Consider the following 15,935-nt stretch of genomic DNA (forward strand, 5'->3'; position numbering starts at 1 on the left):
TCGGGAGCCGAGGGGATGCAGACATCGGACAACGGAGAGCTGTTCATCGCCTCCTTCGAGGCAGTGGTGCTCCGCGCCTATCCCGATCCCGCCACCGGCGGCGCGCCCTGGACCATCGGCATCGGCCACACCTCGGCGGCCGGCCATCCGAAGGTCACGCCGGGAATGGTCATCACCAGGACCAAGGCGTTCGAGATCCTGGCGAGTGACCTCCGAGCGTTCGAGGCCTGGATCGTAAAGGCCGTGAAGCGACCCTTGAAGCAGCATCAGTTCGATGCGTGCTCATCGTTGATCTTCAACATCGGCCCCAAAAACTTCTCCAGCTCCAGCATCGTGCGCCACATCAACGCCGGCCGCTGGCTCGATGCCGGTGCCGCTTTCGCGCTCTGGAACAAGGCTGACGGCAAGGTCATGACGGGATTGGTGCGCCGCCGGGCGGCGGAGCGCACCCTGTTCGAGGCCGGCCAGTACGGCCTCACCCTCGCGAGCGACGGGGACGAGGTGGTCGGCGTCGTGCTCGTCCGCGGCTCGGTCCATCCAGAGGGCGTGCGCGCGCTCCAGGTCGACCTGATGCGCCTGGGCTTCCTCCCGGCCGGGAACGACGACGGCGACTTCGGCCCGAAGACGGAGGCGGCCGTGGAGCGCTTCCAGGCCGCCACGCCCGGCCTCACCGCGGACGGCCGCGTCGGCCCCGCGACCCGCGCCGCCATCGCCGCGGCCCTCGTCCGCGCCGGCACCGCCCCGCAGGTCGCGATGTACCCGCTCGCCGGCCAGGCGCTCGATCTTCCCATCGCCGCCTGACGCGGCATCCCGCAGGAGCACGACATGGATCAGGACAACGCGTCCCTCGCCGGAGGCGACACGAAGCCGTGGTGGGCGAGCCGCACCATCATCGGCGCCGGCATCGGCCTCGCGGGCCTCGGCCTCGCCGCCGCCGGCTACCAGATCGACGCCGCCACTCAGTCGGTGCTGATCGACCAGACCACCGCGTGGGTGTCGGCGACCGCCGCGCTCGCCGGCACGGTCATGGTGATCATCGGCCGGATCGCGGCGACTAAGACCATCGGGAAGCGGTGACGCCATGGCGAACAAGGATCTGCCCCTCACGGCCGACATCGTCGGTGGCGTGGTCACCATCAGGATCGGCGTCTCGGCCCTGTGCCAGGTCGTAACGGAGACCCTGACCGGCTTGGCCGATGGCGACGCGCCGACCTTCACCGACGAATACGCCTTCGCTCGGGGGGTGCTGGTCGAGTTGCAACGAGTGCGGAACGAGGAAGGACGGACGCCGATCCATGCCTTCTTCGAGCACGCCGCCGTGAGTGCGGCGGAGGCCGGCAGCGACGGGGTCCGGTTCCCGGGCGAGTTCATCAAAGTGCGCAGAGCCGAGTGACGGGGTCGGCCGCGATCGGCCGTGCGGGGAGATTGGGCGTGGGCGCTGTTGTTCTGCGGGAAGACGAATTCACGGAGGGGCTGGTGAGGCGCACGGCGGCAGGGGCGGTGACCCCCCTCGTGAGGTTCGTGGAGTGGCTGTTCGGGCCGGCGGCGCCCGGGCTCGACGTGGGCTTGTGCCTGTTCGCGGCCGGCTGGGGCGGCATGATGATCGCCAAGCCGGAGATGTTCGACCGGGGACAGTTCGTCGGCATGCAGTGGCTGCGCGATGAGATCTGGATCGGGTTCTTCCTGCTCCTCACCCTGGCCCACGCAGCGGGCTGCCTGCGGCCCCACTGGCGCGCGCTCCGGGTCGGCGCCAGCCTGCTCTCGGCCTGGATCTGGATTTCGGTCTCGGGCAGCCTCTACCGGGTCGAGATGACCACGGGCGTGCTCGCCTACGCGATCGTCGGCTTCGGCGCCTTGTGCGGCAGCATCTTCATCGCCGGCCTGCCCCGGAAGGTGGTCTGACGTGGAGGTGCTGATCGGCCCACTCGTTCGGATCGTCGAGGCGACGGGGCCGGTCGGTGCGTACATCGCTGCCGCGATCGTCGGTCTCGTCCTCGCCCTGATCGTCTTCGCCAAGACCCAGGGCCTGTTCACCAGCACAACGACCGCCCAGCAGCAGGTCGATTTCCAGAAACTCCTCCTGGAACATCTCGACCGGCTGTCGAAGCGGGAAGAGGCGCTGCGTGCTGAGATGGCCGAGGTGCAGGCCCATGTCGCCCTGATGCGCGTTCAGCTCCGCAAGGCGATCGACCTGCTGCGCCAGGTGCGCGAGGGGCATGTGCCCCCCGACGCGATCGACACCGACGCGATCGAGAGGGCGCCATGACCGGAGCAATCGAGGATATCTGGATCTCCGTCGCTGTCGGCCTTTTCGTCGTGGCGCTGTTCGCCCTGGCGCTGCTGGTGCCGCGCAGGGTCCAGCCGGCGCGCTCGGCGGACGTGAAGCTCGACGACGTCAAGACGCGCCTCGACGAGGTCGAGCGCCGACAGCGCCAAGCCGACCACGATCTGCGCAACGTGCGCATGACGGTCGCCGGCCTCGCCACGAAGGACAGCGTCAACGCGGTGGCCTTGTCGGTCGCCGAGATGCGGGGCGAGGTCAAAGGGCTCGTCAGCAACGTGGCGGCCACCGGCCGGGGCGTCGAGAGGATCGAGGACTTCCTGATGAAGTCCACGGCAGAGGCCATCGCGAGCGCGAAGGGCGCCGAGGGGAGATCATGAGCAAGCCGGACTTCAATCGTCATCTGGAAGAGGACGCCCGCCTCGTCATGCTCAAGGAGCTGGCAGCGCAGACGAACTACACTCTTAACGAAACAATCCTTCACCGCGTGATCGAAGCTTTCGGCCACAGCCGCTCGCGCGACTGGCTGCGCACGCAGCTGCGGGCAATGGAGGAGCTGGGCGCGGTGAGCCTGACGCAGGCCGGTTCAGTGCTGATCGCCGTGATCTCGCCGACCGGCATCGACCATGTGCTGCGCCGCCGCGTGATCGAGGGCATCGCACGCCCGTCCGCGGGGGTGTGAGATGCGCCGTCGCCCCCCTCCGTCTTCCGCCGTCGCCGCTGCCGCCGATCGCGCCATGGCGCGGTCGCAGGGCCTCCCGGTCCCCGCCCGCGAAGCGCAGGGCTTGGATCCGGAGTTTCTGGCGGGGCTCCTGGTGGCGGCTGCGGCCCTGCCGGACCGGCGCGGCAATTCCGAGGTGCTGCTGGACGTCGCTGTCAGCGTGTTCGGCATGACCGCGACGCGGGCCGAAGTCGTGGCCGGGCTCGAATGCCTCGGCCTTCGGGGTGCGACCTCGAACACTGTCCCCTCGGTTCCGGGCTACTCCCCGGGGATCATCGTCTTCACGGTGACGCCGCTCGGCCTACGCGCCGTCGAGGCGCTGACCCGGGAAGGCACGGCCCCCGCCTGCGTCCCTGCGGAGGTCTGAGATGCGGCCGGAGATCCCCCATCACCGCGTGCTCGACGCGGCCGACCGGGCCGAGGCCCGGGCCGACCGCGGCCCGGAGCGCCGGCAGGGGCGCGGCCGTCTCTCCAGCATGGATCTGATCCCCGAGGAGGGTCAGGACGACATCGTGTGGGCAGTCGCCGAGCTGAACAAGCGCGAGCGCACCGCCAACGACATCCTGGCCGAGCTGAACGATCGGCTCGCCGCCAAGGACATCGACCCGATTTCGAAGTCGGCATTCAACAGAAAGTCCGTGAAGCTCGCAGCCATGAGCAACAGGCTCAACGAGGCGCGGCACATCTTCACCGGCCTGGCGCCGCAATTCACGGCCGAGAAGGTCGATGAGCACACTGTCGTCCTGGGCGAGTTCATCAAGTTGCTGATCTTCGAGATCGTGCAGAACGAAGGCGCCATCGATCCCAAGGGAGCGATGGAGTTGGCAAAGGCCCACCTCGCCGTGATCCAGGGCCAGAAGATCTCGGCGGACCGCCGCATCGTCCTCCAGCGCGAGTTTGCGAAGGGGGCGGAGAAAGCGATCGACACGGTGGCAAAGGAGAAGGGCCTGTCCGGCGAGACGGTGCGCGGGATCAAGGAGAAGATCCTGGGACTGAAGCTGCCGACCGCGCCGACGCCCGGCCCCCCTGCTGTCCCGGGATCATCCACGTGAGCGCGCCCGTCCGCGACGCCGATCTCCGGACCGGCCGGGCGATCACCGAGGCCGAGTGGCGCAAGCTTCGCCGGGAGAGCCTGGCGAGCCTGCCGCCCGGCCTCGACGCCACCGATCCCAGCATCCTGCTCGGCTACCAGCGCCGTCTCCTGGAGACCACGGCGACCAACCAGGTCACCGTGCTCCCGAAGTCGCGGCGCACCGGCGTGACCTGGGCGGCCGGCGCCGATGGCGTGCTGACCTCGGCTGCCGCCCGCACGGCCGGCGGCATGGACACGCTCTACATTGGCTACAACCTCGACATGGCCCGGGAATTCATCGACGTCTGCGGCATGTGGGCGAAGGCGTTCTCCCAGGCCGCGGGCGAGGTCGGCGAGTTCCTGTTCGACGACGTCAACGAGGCCGACCCGTCCGACACCCGTCGCATCCAGGCGTTCCGCATCGCCTTCGCCAGCGGGTTCGAGATCGTCGCCCTGTCGTCCCGGCCGCGCTCGCTGCGCGGCAAGCAGGGCTACGTCATCGTCGACGAGGCGGCGTTCCATGACGACCTTCAAGGCCTGTTGAAGGCCGCTTTCGCGCTGCTGATCTGGGGCGGCAAGGTGCTGATCATCTCGTCGCACAACGGCGAGAACAACCCCTTCAACCGCCTGTGCCAGGACGTCTACGCCGGCCGGTTTCCTTATGCGATCTTCCAAGTCGACTTCGACGACGCGCTCCGCGACGGGCTTTATCACCGGGTCTGCCTGCGCACCGGCGAGGCCTGGACGCCCGAGGGCGAGGCGGCCTGGCGCGCCAAGATCATCGCGATCTACGGCGACGGCGCCGACGAGGAGCTGTTCTGCATCCCCAGCGAAGGGATGGGCTTCTGGCTGCTGCCGGCGGTGATCGAGGCGTGCATGCGCCGCGACATTCCAGTCCTGCGGTGGGAGATGCCGCCGAGCTTCGCGTTCCGGCCGGAGGCCGAGCGCGAGGCGATGGCCCGCACCTGGTGCGAGAGCGTGATCGGCCCGCACCTCGCCCGGCTCGACCCGCGCTACCCGAGCTTCTTCGGGCAGGATTTCGGGCGCGTGGCGGACCTCTCCGTGATCTGGCCGGTGCAGATCGTGGCAGCCCTCTACCGCGAGACGCCGTTCACGGTGGAGCTGCGCAACATCCCGTTCGCCCAGCAGAAGCAGATCCTGTTCTGGATCGTCGACCGCCTGCCGCGCTTCTGCGGCGGCGCGCTCGATGCCGGCGGCAACGGTGCCGCCCAGGCCGAGTATGCGGCGCAGCGCTACGGCGAGCACGTCATCGCCCAGGTGAAGTTCTCGATCGAGTGGTATCGCGAGAACATGCCGAAGCTGAAGGACACGCTGGAGAGCCGGGGCATGGCGCTGCCGGCCCATCCCGACGTGCTCGGCGACTTCCGGCTGATCAAGATGATCGACGGCATCGCCCGGGTGCCCAAGACGCGCACGACCGAGAAGGGCGAGGGGGCTGCCGAGGGCAAGACGAAGCAGCGCCATGGAGACGCGGCGATTGCGGGCGCGCTGGCGCATTACGCCTCGCTGATGCCGGTTTCCGAGTACGGCTACACCCCGGCCAGCGCCGCTGCGCCGACCGGCTCGCTCTTCGCCGACCTCGACCGCGACGGCGGAGGGCGGGCGCTGTGGTAGGGAGGCACCGCCTCGCCTGCTGCGTCCCGTTCTGCCGCCGGTGGCGCCACGCGGACCGCCCCGGCCAGGACTGGATCTGCTGGGATCACTGGAAGCGCATCCCGCTGAAGCGCCGCCAGGCGTATTTCCGCGCCGTCACCGAGCGGGCGCCGGAATGGCTGTCGGAGCGCGGGCGCACGCCGCGCTGGATGCTGCCCCGGCCGGTCCGGCGGCACGATCGCCCACGGACGATGACGGCACTGTTCCGGTTGTTCGACCGCCTGAAGCGGGACGCCATCACGAGGGCCTTGTAGTCATGGCGCCGACCCGCCGCTCCACGATCCTCGGCCCCGACGGCCGCCCGGTCGAGATCCCGCTGCTCACCGAGGAATTCGCGCCCACCACCGCCTGGGGCGTGCGCAGCGTCCACGTCGAGGGCGTCGCCTCCGGCCTCACCCCGGAGCGCCTGGCTGCGATCATGCGCCAAGCCAATATCGGGCAGTCCCGCGCCTACCTCACCCTCGCGATGGAGATGGAGGAGCGGTACATGCACTACCGCTCGCAGCTCCAGGTGAGGCGGCTCGCCTTCGACACGGTCGATCCGCAGGTGACCACGCCCGAGGGCGTGGACGCGCGGATCGTCGACGCCGTCACCGAGCTGGTGAACGATCCGGGGTTTCGCGCCGGCTGCTCCGACCTCCAGGACGGCGTCGCCAAGGGCTACAGCGTCGTCGAGCCGATCTGGGACTATCACCGAGGCATGCTCCGGCCGGTGCGCTACAAGCACCGCGACCCCCGGTTCTTCCAGTTCGACCGGGTCACGCTCGAAGACCTGCGGCTTGCCAGCGACACGAACTTCGACGGCGACCCGATCCCGCCGGGCGTGTTCGTCACCCACACGCCGTCGATCCTCTCGGGGTTGCCCCTGCGCGGCGGGCTGGCGCGCACGGTGGCGTGGGCCTTCATCGTCCAGTCGTTCACGCTCCAGGACTGGAGCGCCTTCGCGGAGATCTACGGCATCCCGTTCCGGGTCGGCCGCTACGGGCCCGGGGCGTCGGAGGACGACAAGCGGACCCTGCTCTGGGCGGTGCGCTCGATCGCCAACGACGGCGCCGCGATCATGCCCCAGGGCATGAACATGGAATTCCAGGCCGTGCAGGGCAACCACGGCGAGGCTGTGTTCGGGAACCTCTTGGCCTACCTCGACCGCCAGGTGTCGAAGGTGGTGCTCGGCCAGACCATGACGGCCGACGAGGGATCGAGCCTCGGCCAGGCCAAGATCCACAACGAGGTCCGCATCGACATCAAGCGGGCCGACGGCCAGCAGACCGCCGGCACGATCAACCGCGACCTGATCCCGTGGTTCGTGGCGATGAACTTCGGCCCGCAGGACGTCTACCCGCAGGTGGATTTCCCGGTCGCGGAGCCGGAGGACATCAAGGCGATCACCGAGGGGGTGGCGAAGCTGGTGCCGCTCGGCCTGCGCGTGTCGCAGCGCCAGATGCGCGAGAAGCTGGCCTTGTCCGAACCGGAGAAGGGTGAGGAGCTGCTGGCTGCGCCGCGCGCTGCTGCACCGACGGCCGAGCCGCCTGCCCCAGCGCCGGAACCTGCACCGGGACCCGCGCCGGCACCGGAAACCCTGTCGCTGCGGCCCGGGCATCCCGGCGGCTGCCGCTGCACGGGCTGCGCTACGGCCCGGCTCGCGGCCGGCGATCCGCATCGCGACGCGATCGACGAACTCCAGGACGACCAGCTCCAGGATTGGGAGGCGATCACCGACCCGCTGCTGGAGGGCGTCTTCGCCCTGGCGGCCGGCGCCCGGAGCTTCGACGACGTGCTGCGCGGGCTCGATCGGCTGCGCATCGACAGCGGCCCCTTGCGCGAGCGCCTGGCGCGGGCGACCGCCATCGCCCGCGGCCTCGGCGACGTGACCGACTGAGGAGCGGAGCGCCCATGGTTCTCCGCATACGCGCCGGCACGGTGCCGACCGTCACGGCAGTCTCGACACGGCTACAGCCCCACCGGCCTCGCCGGTGGCATCGATCCCCCGGCCTGACAGGCGGGGGTCAGGGTGTTGGAAGCACCCTGAACCGCGAGGTCGCCCCTCGCACGACCGAAGCCGGCCGGTCATCCGGTCATCCCGCCACCGCTGCTGCGGCGGGGGTAAGGTCCCCCCTAACGATGGAAAAGTCTTTTGTGCCGGCCACTCAGGCCGGTGATGTTTGGTTGCTTGGTAAACATCGTCTTGTGTGCGGCGACGCGACGAATGCGGAGGATGTTGCCTGTGCCCTCGGCGGCGCCCGCCCAAACCTCATGGTGGCCGACCCGCCCTATGGCGTGAACTACGAGCCGCAATGGCGCGCCGAGAAAATTGGAGGCGCCCGAGCGATCGGTGCGGTCCTGAACGACGACCGCGCCGACTGGACCCAGGCATGGGCGCTCTTCCCGGGCGACGTCGCCTATGTGTGGCACGGCGCATTGTCGGGCTCGATCGTCGAGGGCGGCTTGAAGCGCGCCGGCTTCAGCATCCGCGGCCAGATCATCTGGGACAAGGGGCGGCTGATCATCAGCCGCGGGCACTATCACTGGCGGCATGAGCCCTGCTGGTATGCCGTGCGGCGCGGGCGCACCGCGAGCTGGGCTGGTGACCGGTGCCAGACGACCGTCTGGCAGGTGGTCCACCGGCGGTCGCAGAGCGGGCATGGCACCCAGAAGCCGATCGAGATCATGCGGCGGCCGATCCTCAACCACACGCAACCGGGAGAGGGCGTGTACGATCCGTTCGTGGGTTCGGGCACGACGCTCATGGCGGCCGAGGAGACCGGCCGGGTCTGCTACGCGATCGAGCTGAACCCGGCCTATTGCGATGTGGTGGTGAAGCGTTGGTCGGAGGCGACGGGCCAGCGAGCGCGGCGGGTGCGGGATGGCTGAGCCCCGCCGCGGCTTCCGCGTCCCGCCCGAGGTCCCGACCTACTTCGCCGAGAAGGGCCTGAAACCGGGCTTCTCCTGGCTCGACGTGTGGGGCGAGGAGCACGCCTACGCCTTCACGGTCGCGAAGGCGGTCGACCTCGAGCTGCTGACCGCCTTCCGCGACAGCATCGCGAAGGCGATCGACGCGGGCCAGGGCTTCGAGACCTGGCGCGCCGGCCTCCTGCCCGAACTGGAGCGGTTGGGCTGGGCCCGGCCCCGCCGGGTCGCCGATCCGACCGGCGAGCGGCCCGACGCGATGGTGAACTTCACCGCGCCCGGCCGGCTTCAAACCATCTTCAACAGCAACATGCGCTCGGCTCGCGCCGCCGGGCAGTGGGAGCGCATCCAGCGCACCAAGGGGGCGCTGCCGTACCTGCTCTACGTGCGCTCCGCCTCGGCCGAGCCGCGGGTGCAGCACCTCGCTTGGGCGGGCATCATCCTGCCGGCGGACGATCCGTGGTGGGTCACGCACTTCCCGCCGAACGGGTGGCACTGCAAATGCGCGGTGCGCCAGATCTCGCGGTTCGAGCGTGATCAGAAGCTCGGCCAGGACGGCTACAGCATCGAGCCGCCGACGCTGGAGATGAAGCCGTTCGTGAACAAGCGCACCGGCGAGGTGACGTGGGTGCCCGAGGGCATCGATCCGGGCTGGCAGACCAACCCGGGCCTGGCGCGGGCCCGCACCCTTGTCACCCGGATGAACCGGCGCCTGGCCGAGGTCGGGGAGGCGGAGGCCCGGCGCGTCATCACGGAGAACGCCGCCTCGCCGACGCCGCGGGTGATCTCGGCCCTGCCCGAGCTGGTGTTCCTGCCGGTGGCGGTCGCGCCGCCCGCACTCGCGGCCGAGCTGGGCGGCGTGGCGCGGATCGTCGAGGTCTCGAACACGACGATGCGGGCAAAGACGGCCAAGCACGGAGGCAGCCGGGCGGTCGGCCCCGAGACCTTCGCGAAGGTACAGGCGGTGATCGACGCCGGAACCATGGTGGACGAGGGCCGGCCGGGCCCGGTGCATCGCTCGATCTTCGCTGAGCTGGGGGACGGCTGGTGGCAAGCCGTCGTGAAGGCGGCCGATGGCGGCCGGCACTACATCCTGTCGAGCCTCCACGCCGTGAAGCAGAGGGCGCTGGCCGATGCCCTCGCAAGGAGGGCGAAGAACAAAGGGGATGAGTAGATGGCCCCGGGGGCGCCACGTCCCCGCGCCGACGAGCGACGGTATGGCTGGCTGGGCCGAGGTGAAGATACGCGCCGACCCGGCAGCCCGCAACCGGCCCCCGCGAAAATCGGCCCGTGGGCGGCCTCAGCGCCCCGGACGGCCATCCGGGCCCGATTTTTATTGAAGATGGAATTGAAGCTCCTGAAGCGATCTCAGGGGCATGCCAGCGCGGGGGTTGGCTGCTAGGCTGCATCCTGACCCGGCCGCACCGCCGCCCACCCCTCCCGCTGAACATCTTCAGGATGATGCCGGTCCCGGCTTGAGGCCAGGGTGCGGGCATGACGACGCCCGCCCTCCGATCCCCGCTCGAACTCGCCGAGGCCGCCGGCCTGGTGCTGTTCTCGACGGTCACCGCCCTGCCGACGGACGGGAGCGCGCCGGAATGGATCACGCTGTTTCCGAAGATCGGCCGGGTGCAGACCCGCGACGGGCGCACCTTCGAGGTCTCGGCCGCGACGCTGAAGGCCGCCTTCCAGGCGGACGGCATCGACCTGCCGGTGGACGTGAACCACGCCACCGACACCGCCGCGCTGATGGGCGGCCGGGCCGATGCCGTCGGCTGGGGCACCGAGCTGCGCGAGCATGACGGCGCGCTCCAGATCAAGGTCGACTGGCTGGAGGAGGGGCGCGCCCTGCTGGCGGCCCGCAAGTACCGCTACACCTCGCCGTCCTTCTTCCAGAACGGCGGCAGCGCGATCCGGCTCAAGGCCGTCGCGCTCGTGACCTCGCCCGCCTTGGGCGGGCAACCCGCGCTGGCCCATGCCGGCGGATCGCAGGAGCCCCACACCATGAAGACGATCGCCACCGCGCTCGGCCTCGCCGAGGGTGCGAGCGAGGCCGAGTGCCTGTCGACCCTCGCGGCCCTGAAGGCCGGGTCCGTGCCGAAGGCGGTGCATGACGAGACGCTGGCGCAGCTCCAGGCCAAGACCGGCGAGCTGGACAGCATCAGGAAGGCGGCGCGCGAGGCGCGCGTGACCGGGCTGATCGAAGGCGCCCTGAAGGCGAAGAAGATCGTGCCGGCGCTCAAGGACCACTACGTCACGCTGTGCTCGACGGATGCCGGCCTCGACACGGTCGAGAAGCTGTTCGCCGGCATGACCCCGGCCCTGCCGGGCTCCGGCCTCGACGATCGTGCTCCGCCGCAAGGCGGCGACGCCCCGGCCGACCCGGTGCTGCTCGCCGCCGCGGCGCAGAAGATCCAGGACGAGGCGAAGGCGGCCGGCCGTCCGATCGGCTTCGGCGAGGCGATGACGCTCGCGACCCGCAAGGCCGCCTCGGCCTGACCCCTCTTCTCCGACGAAGGACCCTCACCCATGCGGGACGGCTTCATCGACAGCCGCGCCACCCCGGCCGCGGTCGCGCCCTACAGCATCGTCGCGCATACCGGCACCCGCGGCCAGGTGCGCCAGGCCTCGGCCGACACCGACGCGCTCGCCGGCATCGTCGACAGCATGGGATCGGTCGCGGGCGGCATGGCCGACGTGCAGCTCACCCAGATCGCCGATGCCCGCGCAGGCGGCACGCTCGCGCCCGGCGACCGCGTCACCGCGGATGCCAACGGCCGGGCGGTCAAGGCGGTCAAGCGGGCCGGCGTCGCCGTCTCCTACATCGGCTTCGCGCAGGAGCCGGCAGTGGCCGACGACATCGTCCCGGTGCTGGTCGCGCCCGGCGTGATCGACGGCTGAACCCTCCTCTCACCGCCCTGCAAGAAGGCCCGCCACCATGGTCCGCCCCTTTCCGGTCGATCCGGTCATCACCGCCATCGCGATCGGCTACCGCAACCAGACCGCCGACCTGATCGCCGACGCGGTGATGCCGCGCATCCCGGTGCTCGGCGAGAAGTACAAGTGGACCGAGTACCCGATCGCCGAGCGCTTCACCGTGCCGGACACCCGCGTCGGCCGGCGCGGCCGGGTCGAGCGGGTCGAGTTCTCCGGCGTGGAGCGAACAGGGGCGGTCGAGGATTACGGGCTGGAGGATGCGATCCCCAACTCGGACATCCGCGAGGCCGAGGCCCAGCGCAAGGCCAACCTCGGCATCATCGACCCAGAGAACCTGGCGGCCGAGGGGCTGACCGACCTGATCGTGCTGGATCGGGAGGTGCGGGTCGCGACCGTGGTGCAGGACCCGAACAACTACGCCGCCACCCGGCGCCGGGTGCTGTCGGGCACGGCGCAGTTCTCGGACTACGTCAACAGCGATCCGATCGGCGTGATCAAGGCGTGCTTCCAGGGCACGCTGATCCACCGCCCCAACACCGTGTCGATGAGCCGGGACAGCTGGACCGTGCTGTCCTCGCACCCCCACCTCGTCAACGCGGTCAAGGGCAACACCACCGGCCGGGGCATCATCTCGCCGGACGACTTCGTCCGGCTGTTCTCGGGCGAGGGCTGCAAGCGCCTGCTGATCGGCGAGAGCTTCGTCAACACTGCCCGCCGCGGCCAGGTCGAGAACATCTCCCGCGTCTGGGGCAAGTCGATCCAGTTCCACTACACGAACCCGCAGGTTCGCCCCGAGCAAGGTGGCATCACCTGGGGCTTCACCGCGCAGTACGGCACCCGCATCGGCGGCAAGTGGGACGACAAGAATGTTGGCCTCGAAGGCGGCGTGGTCGTCCGGGTCGGCGAGCGCGTCCAAGAGCAGGTGGTGGCGAAGGACGTCGGCTACCTGCTCCAGAACGTCATCGCCTGACCGGTCCGCCCGCCCGCTTCAACCCCGCTTGAAGGATCGTTCCATGGCCCGTGACCGTGAGCCCAAGATCATCATCCCGCCGGCCGGCCGCGAGGCCGCCACGGTCGGCACCACCGCGCCGGCGGAGGAGCGCGTCATCCCGGCTGTCCCGGTCGAGGGCGCGGACGCCGCCGCCACTGTCGCCGGCAGCCTCGCCGGAGCCGCGGCGGCGCTCGGCGCCCCGGTGGTGCCGGTCGAGGTGCCCGGCCCGGGCGTCGGCGCCGAGCGTATCGCGCAGAGCGTCACGCGCGTCGAGGACCGGCCGCTCTCGCGCGACACCCTCGACGGCCGGGCCCTGCCGGTCGCGCCCGCACCCGTCATCGATCCCGCGACCGTGCCGGGCAACCGCCGGCTCACGGTCGCCACCCGCATCACCCACGACGGGGTGGATTACGACCCGGACCATTCCGATCCGGAGCGGCGCGGCTTCTACGCCGACTTCGCGACCTATTCCGAGATGGTGACGATCGGTGCCGTGCTGCCGCGGGCCTGGCCCGAGATCGGCGACGCCTGATCCGTCTCCTGGCGGGGTAGCTCAGCCGGGTAGAGCTTGGGCCTCATGAGCCCGTGGTCGCCGGTTCAAATCCGGCCCCCGCAACCAATACGGGCGTTTGCCCGTCGGCCGGCAGAGGGCGTGTGGCGTCCGAACCCGGCCACCCGCGGAAACGGCGTGGTGCGCCGCCCGCGGGCATGAGGGCCGCACCACGGCCCGGGCCGGCGGGCAGAGTTTCCCCGCCGGCCTCCCCCTTTCTCCCGGAGCCCGCCCGTGTCCCGCGCCCCCTTCGTCACCCGCGCCGAAATCCAGGCCCGCCACCCGCGCGAGCTGGCGGTGCTGGCGGCCGACGAGAAGACCCGCGAGATCGACACGGTGCGGGTCGACAATGCCTGCCTCGACGCCTCGGTGGAGATCCGCGGCATCCTCGCCTCGCGCTACACGCCCGACGACCTGGAGCGGGTCGACGCGGAGAGCGCGGCGGTGCTGCGCCTCTACGCCATCGACATCACGCTCTACCGCGTCTCCCTCTCCTTCGGCCGCTCCAGCGAGACCATCGAGAAGCGCTATGCCGCGGCCATCGCCCGCCTGCGCGACATGGCGGCCGGCAAGGGCGCGCTCACCGTCACGCCGGCCGGCGGCCCGGCGACCGCGGAGGGCCCGGCCACCTCCGGATCGCCGAACGAGGTGGTGATCGACGCCCCTGAGCGCCTGTTCACCCGCCGCCGCTTCGGGGGTGCGGCATGAACGGCGTCGGCCTCTCGATCACGGTCGGCGACCTCGCCGCCGCCAACGCGCTCATAGCCCGCTTCGCCGAGCTGGACGAGGCGGCTTTGCTGGAGACGGTCGGCACCATCGGCGAGAGCCAGACCCGCCGCCGGATCGAAGAGGAGAAGACCGGGCCGGACGGCGAGGCGTGGCCGCCGAACCTGGAAGGCAACCCGATCCTGCTGCGCAGCGGCCGGCACCTGCGCGACAGCATCGCCTTCGAGGTCGGGGCGGGCGAGGTCCAATGGGGCTCAAGCTGGGAATTCGCCCACATCCACCAGGACGGCGCCGTCATCACGGTGAAGAAGGCCAAGTGGCTGCGCTTCGTGATCCGGGGCAAGGTCCACTTCCGCAAATCGGTCAAGATCCCCGCTCGCCCCTTCGTCGGCCTCTCGGCCGAGAACGGCACTGAGATCGAACAGGTCACGATCGAGTGGCTGTCGGGGCTGGCGCGATGACGGCGGCCACGCCCATGGGGCTCCCCGAGCTGCTGGCCGCCTCGCGCGCCTTCGCCTGCCGCGACGCGATCGTGGCGACGCTGGCGCGCCTGCTCCCGGCGGTCGAGGTGAAGAGCCTGCCCGGCCGGATCAGCATCGACGACCTCGACAACAAGGACATGTTCCGGCCGCCGTCGATCGGCGTCGCGGCGGTGCGCATCCGCCCGGCCGACGGGCGGATGAGCGGCCTGCGGGACGTGCCGGTCGAGATCGTCGCCTACGTGGTCACCGAGGACGGCCCCTACGGCGAGGGCGGCCGCCTCGTCTACCGCGACGAACTCGGCCTTGCGCTCTGCGACGGGCTGCTGGCGCTCACCGAGCTGCCGGAGGTCGCGCGCTGGGGGCTCACCGACATCGGCATGCCGGAGGGCGCCGAGGCGCGCAGCCTGATCAGCGTCAGCACCGAGGAGCGTGCCACCGCCTACCATTCAGTCACCTGGTGGCAGATGCTCTACGGCCAGGGCGTGCCGTTCATGGACATGGACAGCCCGGTCCCGGCCGGTGCGACCGCCCGCGCGATCCTGCCCGGCGATCCGGACTGGACGCCGCCGCCGGTGCCGACGCCATGAGCTACATCGCCGACGAGCTGCGCGCGCTCCGCAAGGAGAACGTCCGCCTCAACCGCAAGATCGCGCTCGCGTCGCTGGACGGCACGGTCGCCGAGCGGGACGAGAAGACCCGCAAGGTGCGCCTGGAGATCGGGCGCGACCCGGAGACGGATGAGAAGATCCTGAGCCCGTGGGTGCGGGTGCAGTCGAACTCGGCCGGCGCCTTCAAGGCGTTCGTCCTGCCTTCGGTCGGGGAGCAGATGTACCTCGACAGCGGGTCCGGCGTGGTCGGGGCCGACAGCGTCGCCCGTTTCGGCACCTTCAACGACAGCAACAAGCACCCGCAGCAGGAAGCCGACGAGAACGTGCTGTTCGAGGTCGGCTCCGCCCGGCTGTCGGCCACGAAGGACAAGATCACGTTCAAGCTCGGCGAACAGGGCTTCGAGGTCACGTCAAGCGGCCTTCAAATGCTCGGCAAGTTCGTCGCAAAGGGCGGCAGTCGCCCGGCCCACTACAAGGGCGGCAAGGACAGCGACGGCGATACCGCCGTCGACGGCAACGACAACGTGCTGATCTGAGGAGCGGACCATGGAGACCAGGGATTACGAGGTCACGGAGCGCGCCGGCCGCCGGGTGGCGGGCCGCGTGGTGTCCGGCCCCGGCGCGAGGCTGACGCTGACCGAGGCGGAGGCTGAGCACGCCGTCCAGGCCGGCGAGCTGGTCCCGGCCGGCGAGACGCTGCCGGAAGCGTTCACCTCCGACAGCGAGGTGCTGGCGGGGATGCGCGCCGACGCCGAGCGGATCGGCGGCCGGCCGCGCCCCGGGCCGCCCGTCGTCGAACCGGCGCCGGCTGCTAGCCCCGCGCCGGCCGGGGCAGTCGCGGCCGAGCCGGCCCCGCCGCAGGCCACGGCCGCGCCCGATGCCGGGACCGCGAGCCGCCGCGCCCGGGCCCAGCCGGCGGTCGAGCCGGCCGTGTCCGCCGCCACCCCGCCCGCCGCCTGACGGCCCGCACCGGGATCCTCCGCGTC

General features: G+C 70.7%; 23 protein-coding genes and 1 tRNA gene. All 24 read left to right on the top strand.

The genetic code is table 11. From position 1 onward, the window contains the following. Window positions 1–15 precede the first annotated feature (15 nt). The 24 genes from HBB12_RS06490 (at window position 16) to HBB12_RS06605 (ending at window position 15,909) form a co-directional block, all read left to right on the top strand. The gene (locus HBB12_RS06490) at window positions 16–801 is read left to right on the top strand and encodes a glycoside hydrolase family protein (RefSeq protein WP_236988590.1); all 786 of its coding nucleotides are present in this window, start codon (window positions 16–18) and stop codon (window positions 799–801) included. A 24-nt stretch (window positions 802–825) separates the two neighbouring features. Beyond that, window positions 826–1,077, top strand: coding sequence for a hypothetical protein (locus HBB12_RS06495; RefSeq protein WP_236988591.1), 252 nt, complete (start codon window positions 826–828; stop codon window positions 1,075–1,077). A gap of 4 nt (window positions 1,078–1,081) precedes the next feature. Then, on the top strand, window positions 1,082–1,393 hold the full coding sequence (locus HBB12_RS06500) for a hypothetical protein (RefSeq protein WP_236988592.1): 312 nt from the start codon (window positions 1,082–1,084) through the stop codon (window positions 1,391–1,393). 38 nt (window positions 1,394–1,431) lie between these two features. Next, window positions 1,432–1,902: a hypothetical protein gene (locus HBB12_RS06505; protein WP_236988593.1), complete on the top strand. Its 471-nt coding sequence runs from the start codon at window positions 1,432–1,434 to the stop codon at window positions 1,900–1,902. 1 nt (window position 1,903) lies between these two features. Next, on the top strand, window positions 1,904–2,266 hold the full coding sequence (locus HBB12_RS06510; RefSeq protein WP_236988594.1) for a hypothetical protein: 363 nt from the start codon (window positions 1,904–1,906) through the stop codon (window positions 2,264–2,266). Further along, the gene (locus HBB12_RS06515; protein ID WP_236988595.1) at window positions 2,263–2,661 is read left to right on the top strand and encodes a DUF2730 family protein; all 399 of its coding nucleotides are present in this window, start codon (window positions 2,263–2,265) and stop codon (window positions 2,659–2,661) included. The genes HBB12_RS06510 and HBB12_RS06515 overlap by 4 nt, the downstream gene beginning before the upstream one ends. After that, window positions 2,658–2,963, top strand: a complete 306-nt coding sequence (locus HBB12_RS06520) for a VpaChn25_0724 family phage protein (protein ID WP_236988596.1) — start codon at window positions 2,658–2,660, stop codon at window positions 2,961–2,963. Before HBB12_RS06515 ends, HBB12_RS06520 begins: the two co-directional genes overlap by 4 nt. Before the next feature lie 55 nt (window positions 2,964–3,018). Beyond that, the gene (locus tag HBB12_RS06525) at window positions 3,019–3,369 is read left to right on the top strand and encodes a hypothetical protein (RefSeq protein ID WP_236988597.1); all 351 of its coding nucleotides are present in this window, start codon (window positions 3,019–3,021) and stop codon (window positions 3,367–3,369) included. A gap of 1 nt (window position 3,370) precedes the next feature. After that, on the top strand, window positions 3,371–4,054 hold the full coding sequence (locus tag HBB12_RS06530) for a DUF3486 family protein (RefSeq protein WP_236988598.1): 684 nt from the start codon (window positions 3,371–3,373) through the stop codon (window positions 4,052–4,054). After that, window positions 4,051–5,709 carry a hypothetical protein gene (locus HBB12_RS06535; protein WP_236988599.1) on the top strand — a complete coding sequence of 553 codons (1,659 nt, stop codon included), beginning with the start codon at window positions 4,051–4,053 and terminating at the stop codon, window positions 5,707–5,709. The genes HBB12_RS06530 and HBB12_RS06535 overlap by 4 nt, the downstream gene beginning before the upstream one ends. Beyond that, window positions 5,703–6,002, top strand: coding sequence for a hypothetical protein (locus HBB12_RS06540; protein ID WP_236988600.1), 300 nt, complete (start codon window positions 5,703–5,705; stop codon window positions 6,000–6,002). The genes HBB12_RS06535 and HBB12_RS06540 overlap by 7 nt, the downstream gene beginning before the upstream one ends. A gap of 2 nt (window positions 6,003–6,004) precedes the next feature. Then, window positions 6,005–7,627: a DUF935 domain-containing protein gene (locus HBB12_RS06545; RefSeq protein WP_236988601.1), complete on the top strand. Its 1,623-nt coding sequence runs from the start codon at window positions 6,005–6,007 to the stop codon at window positions 7,625–7,627. A gap of 242 nt (window positions 7,628–7,869) precedes the next feature. Further along, entirely contained in the window at window positions 7,870–8,619 is a 750-nt protein-coding gene (locus tag HBB12_RS06550; protein ID WP_236988602.1) for a DNA-methyltransferase, read from the top strand. Continuing rightward, window positions 8,612–9,829 carry a phage head morphogenesis protein gene (locus tag HBB12_RS06555; RefSeq protein WP_236988603.1) on the top strand — a complete coding sequence of 406 codons (1,218 nt, stop codon included), beginning with the start codon at window positions 8,612–8,614 and terminating at the stop codon, window positions 9,827–9,829. Before HBB12_RS06550 ends, HBB12_RS06555 begins: the two co-directional genes overlap by 8 nt. 320 nt (window positions 9,830–10,149) lie before the next feature. Further along, window positions 10,150–11,154 carry a phage protease gene (locus HBB12_RS06560; protein ID WP_236988604.1) on the top strand — a complete coding sequence of 335 codons (1,005 nt, stop codon included), beginning with the start codon at window positions 10,150–10,152 and terminating at the stop codon, window positions 11,152–11,154. A gap of 30 nt (window positions 11,155–11,184) precedes the next feature. Then, window positions 11,185–11,556: a hypothetical protein gene (locus tag HBB12_RS06565; RefSeq protein ID WP_236988605.1), complete on the top strand. Its 372-nt coding sequence runs from the start codon at window positions 11,185–11,187 to the stop codon at window positions 11,554–11,556. Window positions 11,557–11,593: 37 nt separating this feature from the next. Then, window positions 11,594–12,562, top strand: coding sequence for a capsid protein (locus HBB12_RS06570; protein ID WP_236988606.1), 969 nt, complete (start codon window positions 11,594–11,596; stop codon window positions 12,560–12,562). 43 nt (window positions 12,563–12,605) lie between these two features. Beyond that, entirely contained in the window at window positions 12,606–13,115 is a 510-nt protein-coding gene (locus HBB12_RS06575; RefSeq protein ID WP_236988607.1) for a hypothetical protein, read from the top strand. A gap of 9 nt (window positions 13,116–13,124) precedes the next feature. Then, window positions 13,125–13,202: transfer RNA gene (locus HBB12_RS06580), tRNA-Ile, on the top strand. 165 nt (window positions 13,203–13,367) lie between these two features. After that, window positions 13,368–13,841: a gp436 family protein gene (locus tag HBB12_RS06585; RefSeq protein WP_236988608.1), complete on the top strand. Its 474-nt coding sequence runs from the start codon at window positions 13,368–13,370 to the stop codon at window positions 13,839–13,841. Further along, entirely contained in the window at window positions 13,838–14,320 is a 483-nt protein-coding gene (locus HBB12_RS06590; RefSeq protein ID WP_236988609.1) for a phage virion morphogenesis protein, read from the top strand. Before HBB12_RS06585 ends, HBB12_RS06590 begins: the two co-directional genes overlap by 4 nt. Next, window positions 14,317–14,928 carry a hypothetical protein gene (locus HBB12_RS06595; protein ID WP_236988610.1) on the top strand — a complete coding sequence of 204 codons (612 nt, stop codon included), beginning with the start codon at window positions 14,317–14,319 and terminating at the stop codon, window positions 14,926–14,928. Before HBB12_RS06590 ends, HBB12_RS06595 begins: the two co-directional genes overlap by 4 nt. Further along, complete coding sequence (locus HBB12_RS06600; RefSeq protein WP_236988611.1) at window positions 14,925–15,485, top strand: phage baseplate assembly protein V; 561 nt, start codon at window positions 14,925–14,927, stop codon at window positions 15,483–15,485. Before HBB12_RS06595 ends, HBB12_RS06600 begins: the two co-directional genes overlap by 4 nt. Before the next feature lie 10 nt (window positions 15,486–15,495). Next, window positions 15,496–15,909, top strand: a complete 414-nt coding sequence (locus tag HBB12_RS06605) for a hypothetical protein (protein WP_236988612.1) — start codon at window positions 15,496–15,498, stop codon at window positions 15,907–15,909. Window positions 15,910–15,935 lie beyond the last annotated feature (26 nt).

The sequence above is a fragment of the Methylobacterium sp. SyP6R genome (assembly GCF_019216885.1).
GTDB lineage: Bacteria > Pseudomonadota > Alphaproteobacteria > Rhizobiales > Beijerinckiaceae > Methylobacterium.

What these genes read in the sequence shown, in the direction of transcription:
- HBB12_RS06490 (WP_236988590.1), top strand. Translation starts at nt 16, where the DNA reads ATGCAGACATCGGACAACGGAGAGCTGTTCATCGCCTCCTTCGAGGCA.
- HBB12_RS06495 (WP_236988591.1), top strand. Translation starts at nt 826, where the DNA reads ATGGATCAGGACAACGCGTCCCTCGCCGGAGGCGACACGAAGCCGTGG.
- HBB12_RS06500 (WP_236988592.1), top strand. Translation starts at nt 1,082, where the DNA reads ATGGCGAACAAGGATCTGCCCCTCACGGCCGACATCGTCGGTGGCGTG.
- HBB12_RS06515 (WP_236988595.1), top strand. Translation starts at nt 2,263, where the DNA reads ATGACCGGAGCAATCGAGGATATCTGGATCTCCGTCGCTGTCGGCCTT.
- HBB12_RS06520 (WP_236988596.1), top strand. Translation starts at nt 2,658, where the DNA reads ATGAGCAAGCCGGACTTCAATCGTCATCTGGAAGAGGACGCCCGCCTC.
- HBB12_RS06525 (WP_236988597.1), top strand. Translation starts at nt 3,019, where the DNA reads ATGGCGCGGTCGCAGGGCCTCCCGGTCCCCGCCCGCGAAGCGCAGGGC.
- HBB12_RS06530 (WP_236988598.1), top strand. Translation starts at nt 3,371, where the DNA reads ATGCGGCCGGAGATCCCCCATCACCGCGTGCTCGACGCGGCCGACCGG.
- HBB12_RS06545 (WP_236988601.1), top strand. Translation starts at nt 6,005, where the DNA reads ATGGCGCCGACCCGCCGCTCCACGATCCTCGGCCCCGACGGCCGCCCG.
- HBB12_RS06550 (WP_236988602.1), top strand. Translation starts at nt 7,870, where the DNA reads ATGGAAAAGTCTTTTGTGCCGGCCACTCAGGCCGGTGATGTTTGGTTG.
- HBB12_RS06555 (WP_236988603.1), top strand. Translation starts at nt 8,612, where the DNA reads ATGGCTGAGCCCCGCCGCGGCTTCCGCGTCCCGCCCGAGGTCCCGACC.
- HBB12_RS06560 (WP_236988604.1), top strand. Translation starts at nt 10,150, where the DNA reads ATGACGACGCCCGCCCTCCGATCCCCGCTCGAACTCGCCGAGGCCGCC.
- HBB12_RS06565 (WP_236988605.1), top strand. Translation starts at nt 11,185, where the DNA reads ATGCGGGACGGCTTCATCGACAGCCGCGCCACCCCGGCCGCGGTCGCG.
- HBB12_RS06570 (WP_236988606.1), top strand. Translation starts at nt 11,594, where the DNA reads ATGGTCCGCCCCTTTCCGGTCGATCCGGTCATCACCGCCATCGCGATC.
- HBB12_RS06575 (WP_236988607.1), top strand. Translation starts at nt 12,606, where the DNA reads ATGGCCCGTGACCGTGAGCCCAAGATCATCATCCCGCCGGCCGGCCGC.
- HBB12_RS06590 (WP_236988609.1), top strand. Translation starts at nt 13,838, where the DNA reads ATGAACGGCGTCGGCCTCTCGATCACGGTCGGCGACCTCGCCGCCGCC.
- HBB12_RS06595 (WP_236988610.1), top strand. Translation starts at nt 14,317, where the DNA reads ATGACGGCGGCCACGCCCATGGGGCTCCCCGAGCTGCTGGCCGCCTCG.
- HBB12_RS06600 (WP_236988611.1), top strand. Translation starts at nt 14,925, where the DNA reads ATGAGCTACATCGCCGACGAGCTGCGCGCGCTCCGCAAGGAGAACGTC.
- HBB12_RS06605 (WP_236988612.1), top strand. Translation starts at nt 15,496, where the DNA reads ATGGAGACCAGGGATTACGAGGTCACGGAGCGCGCCGGCCGCCGGGTG.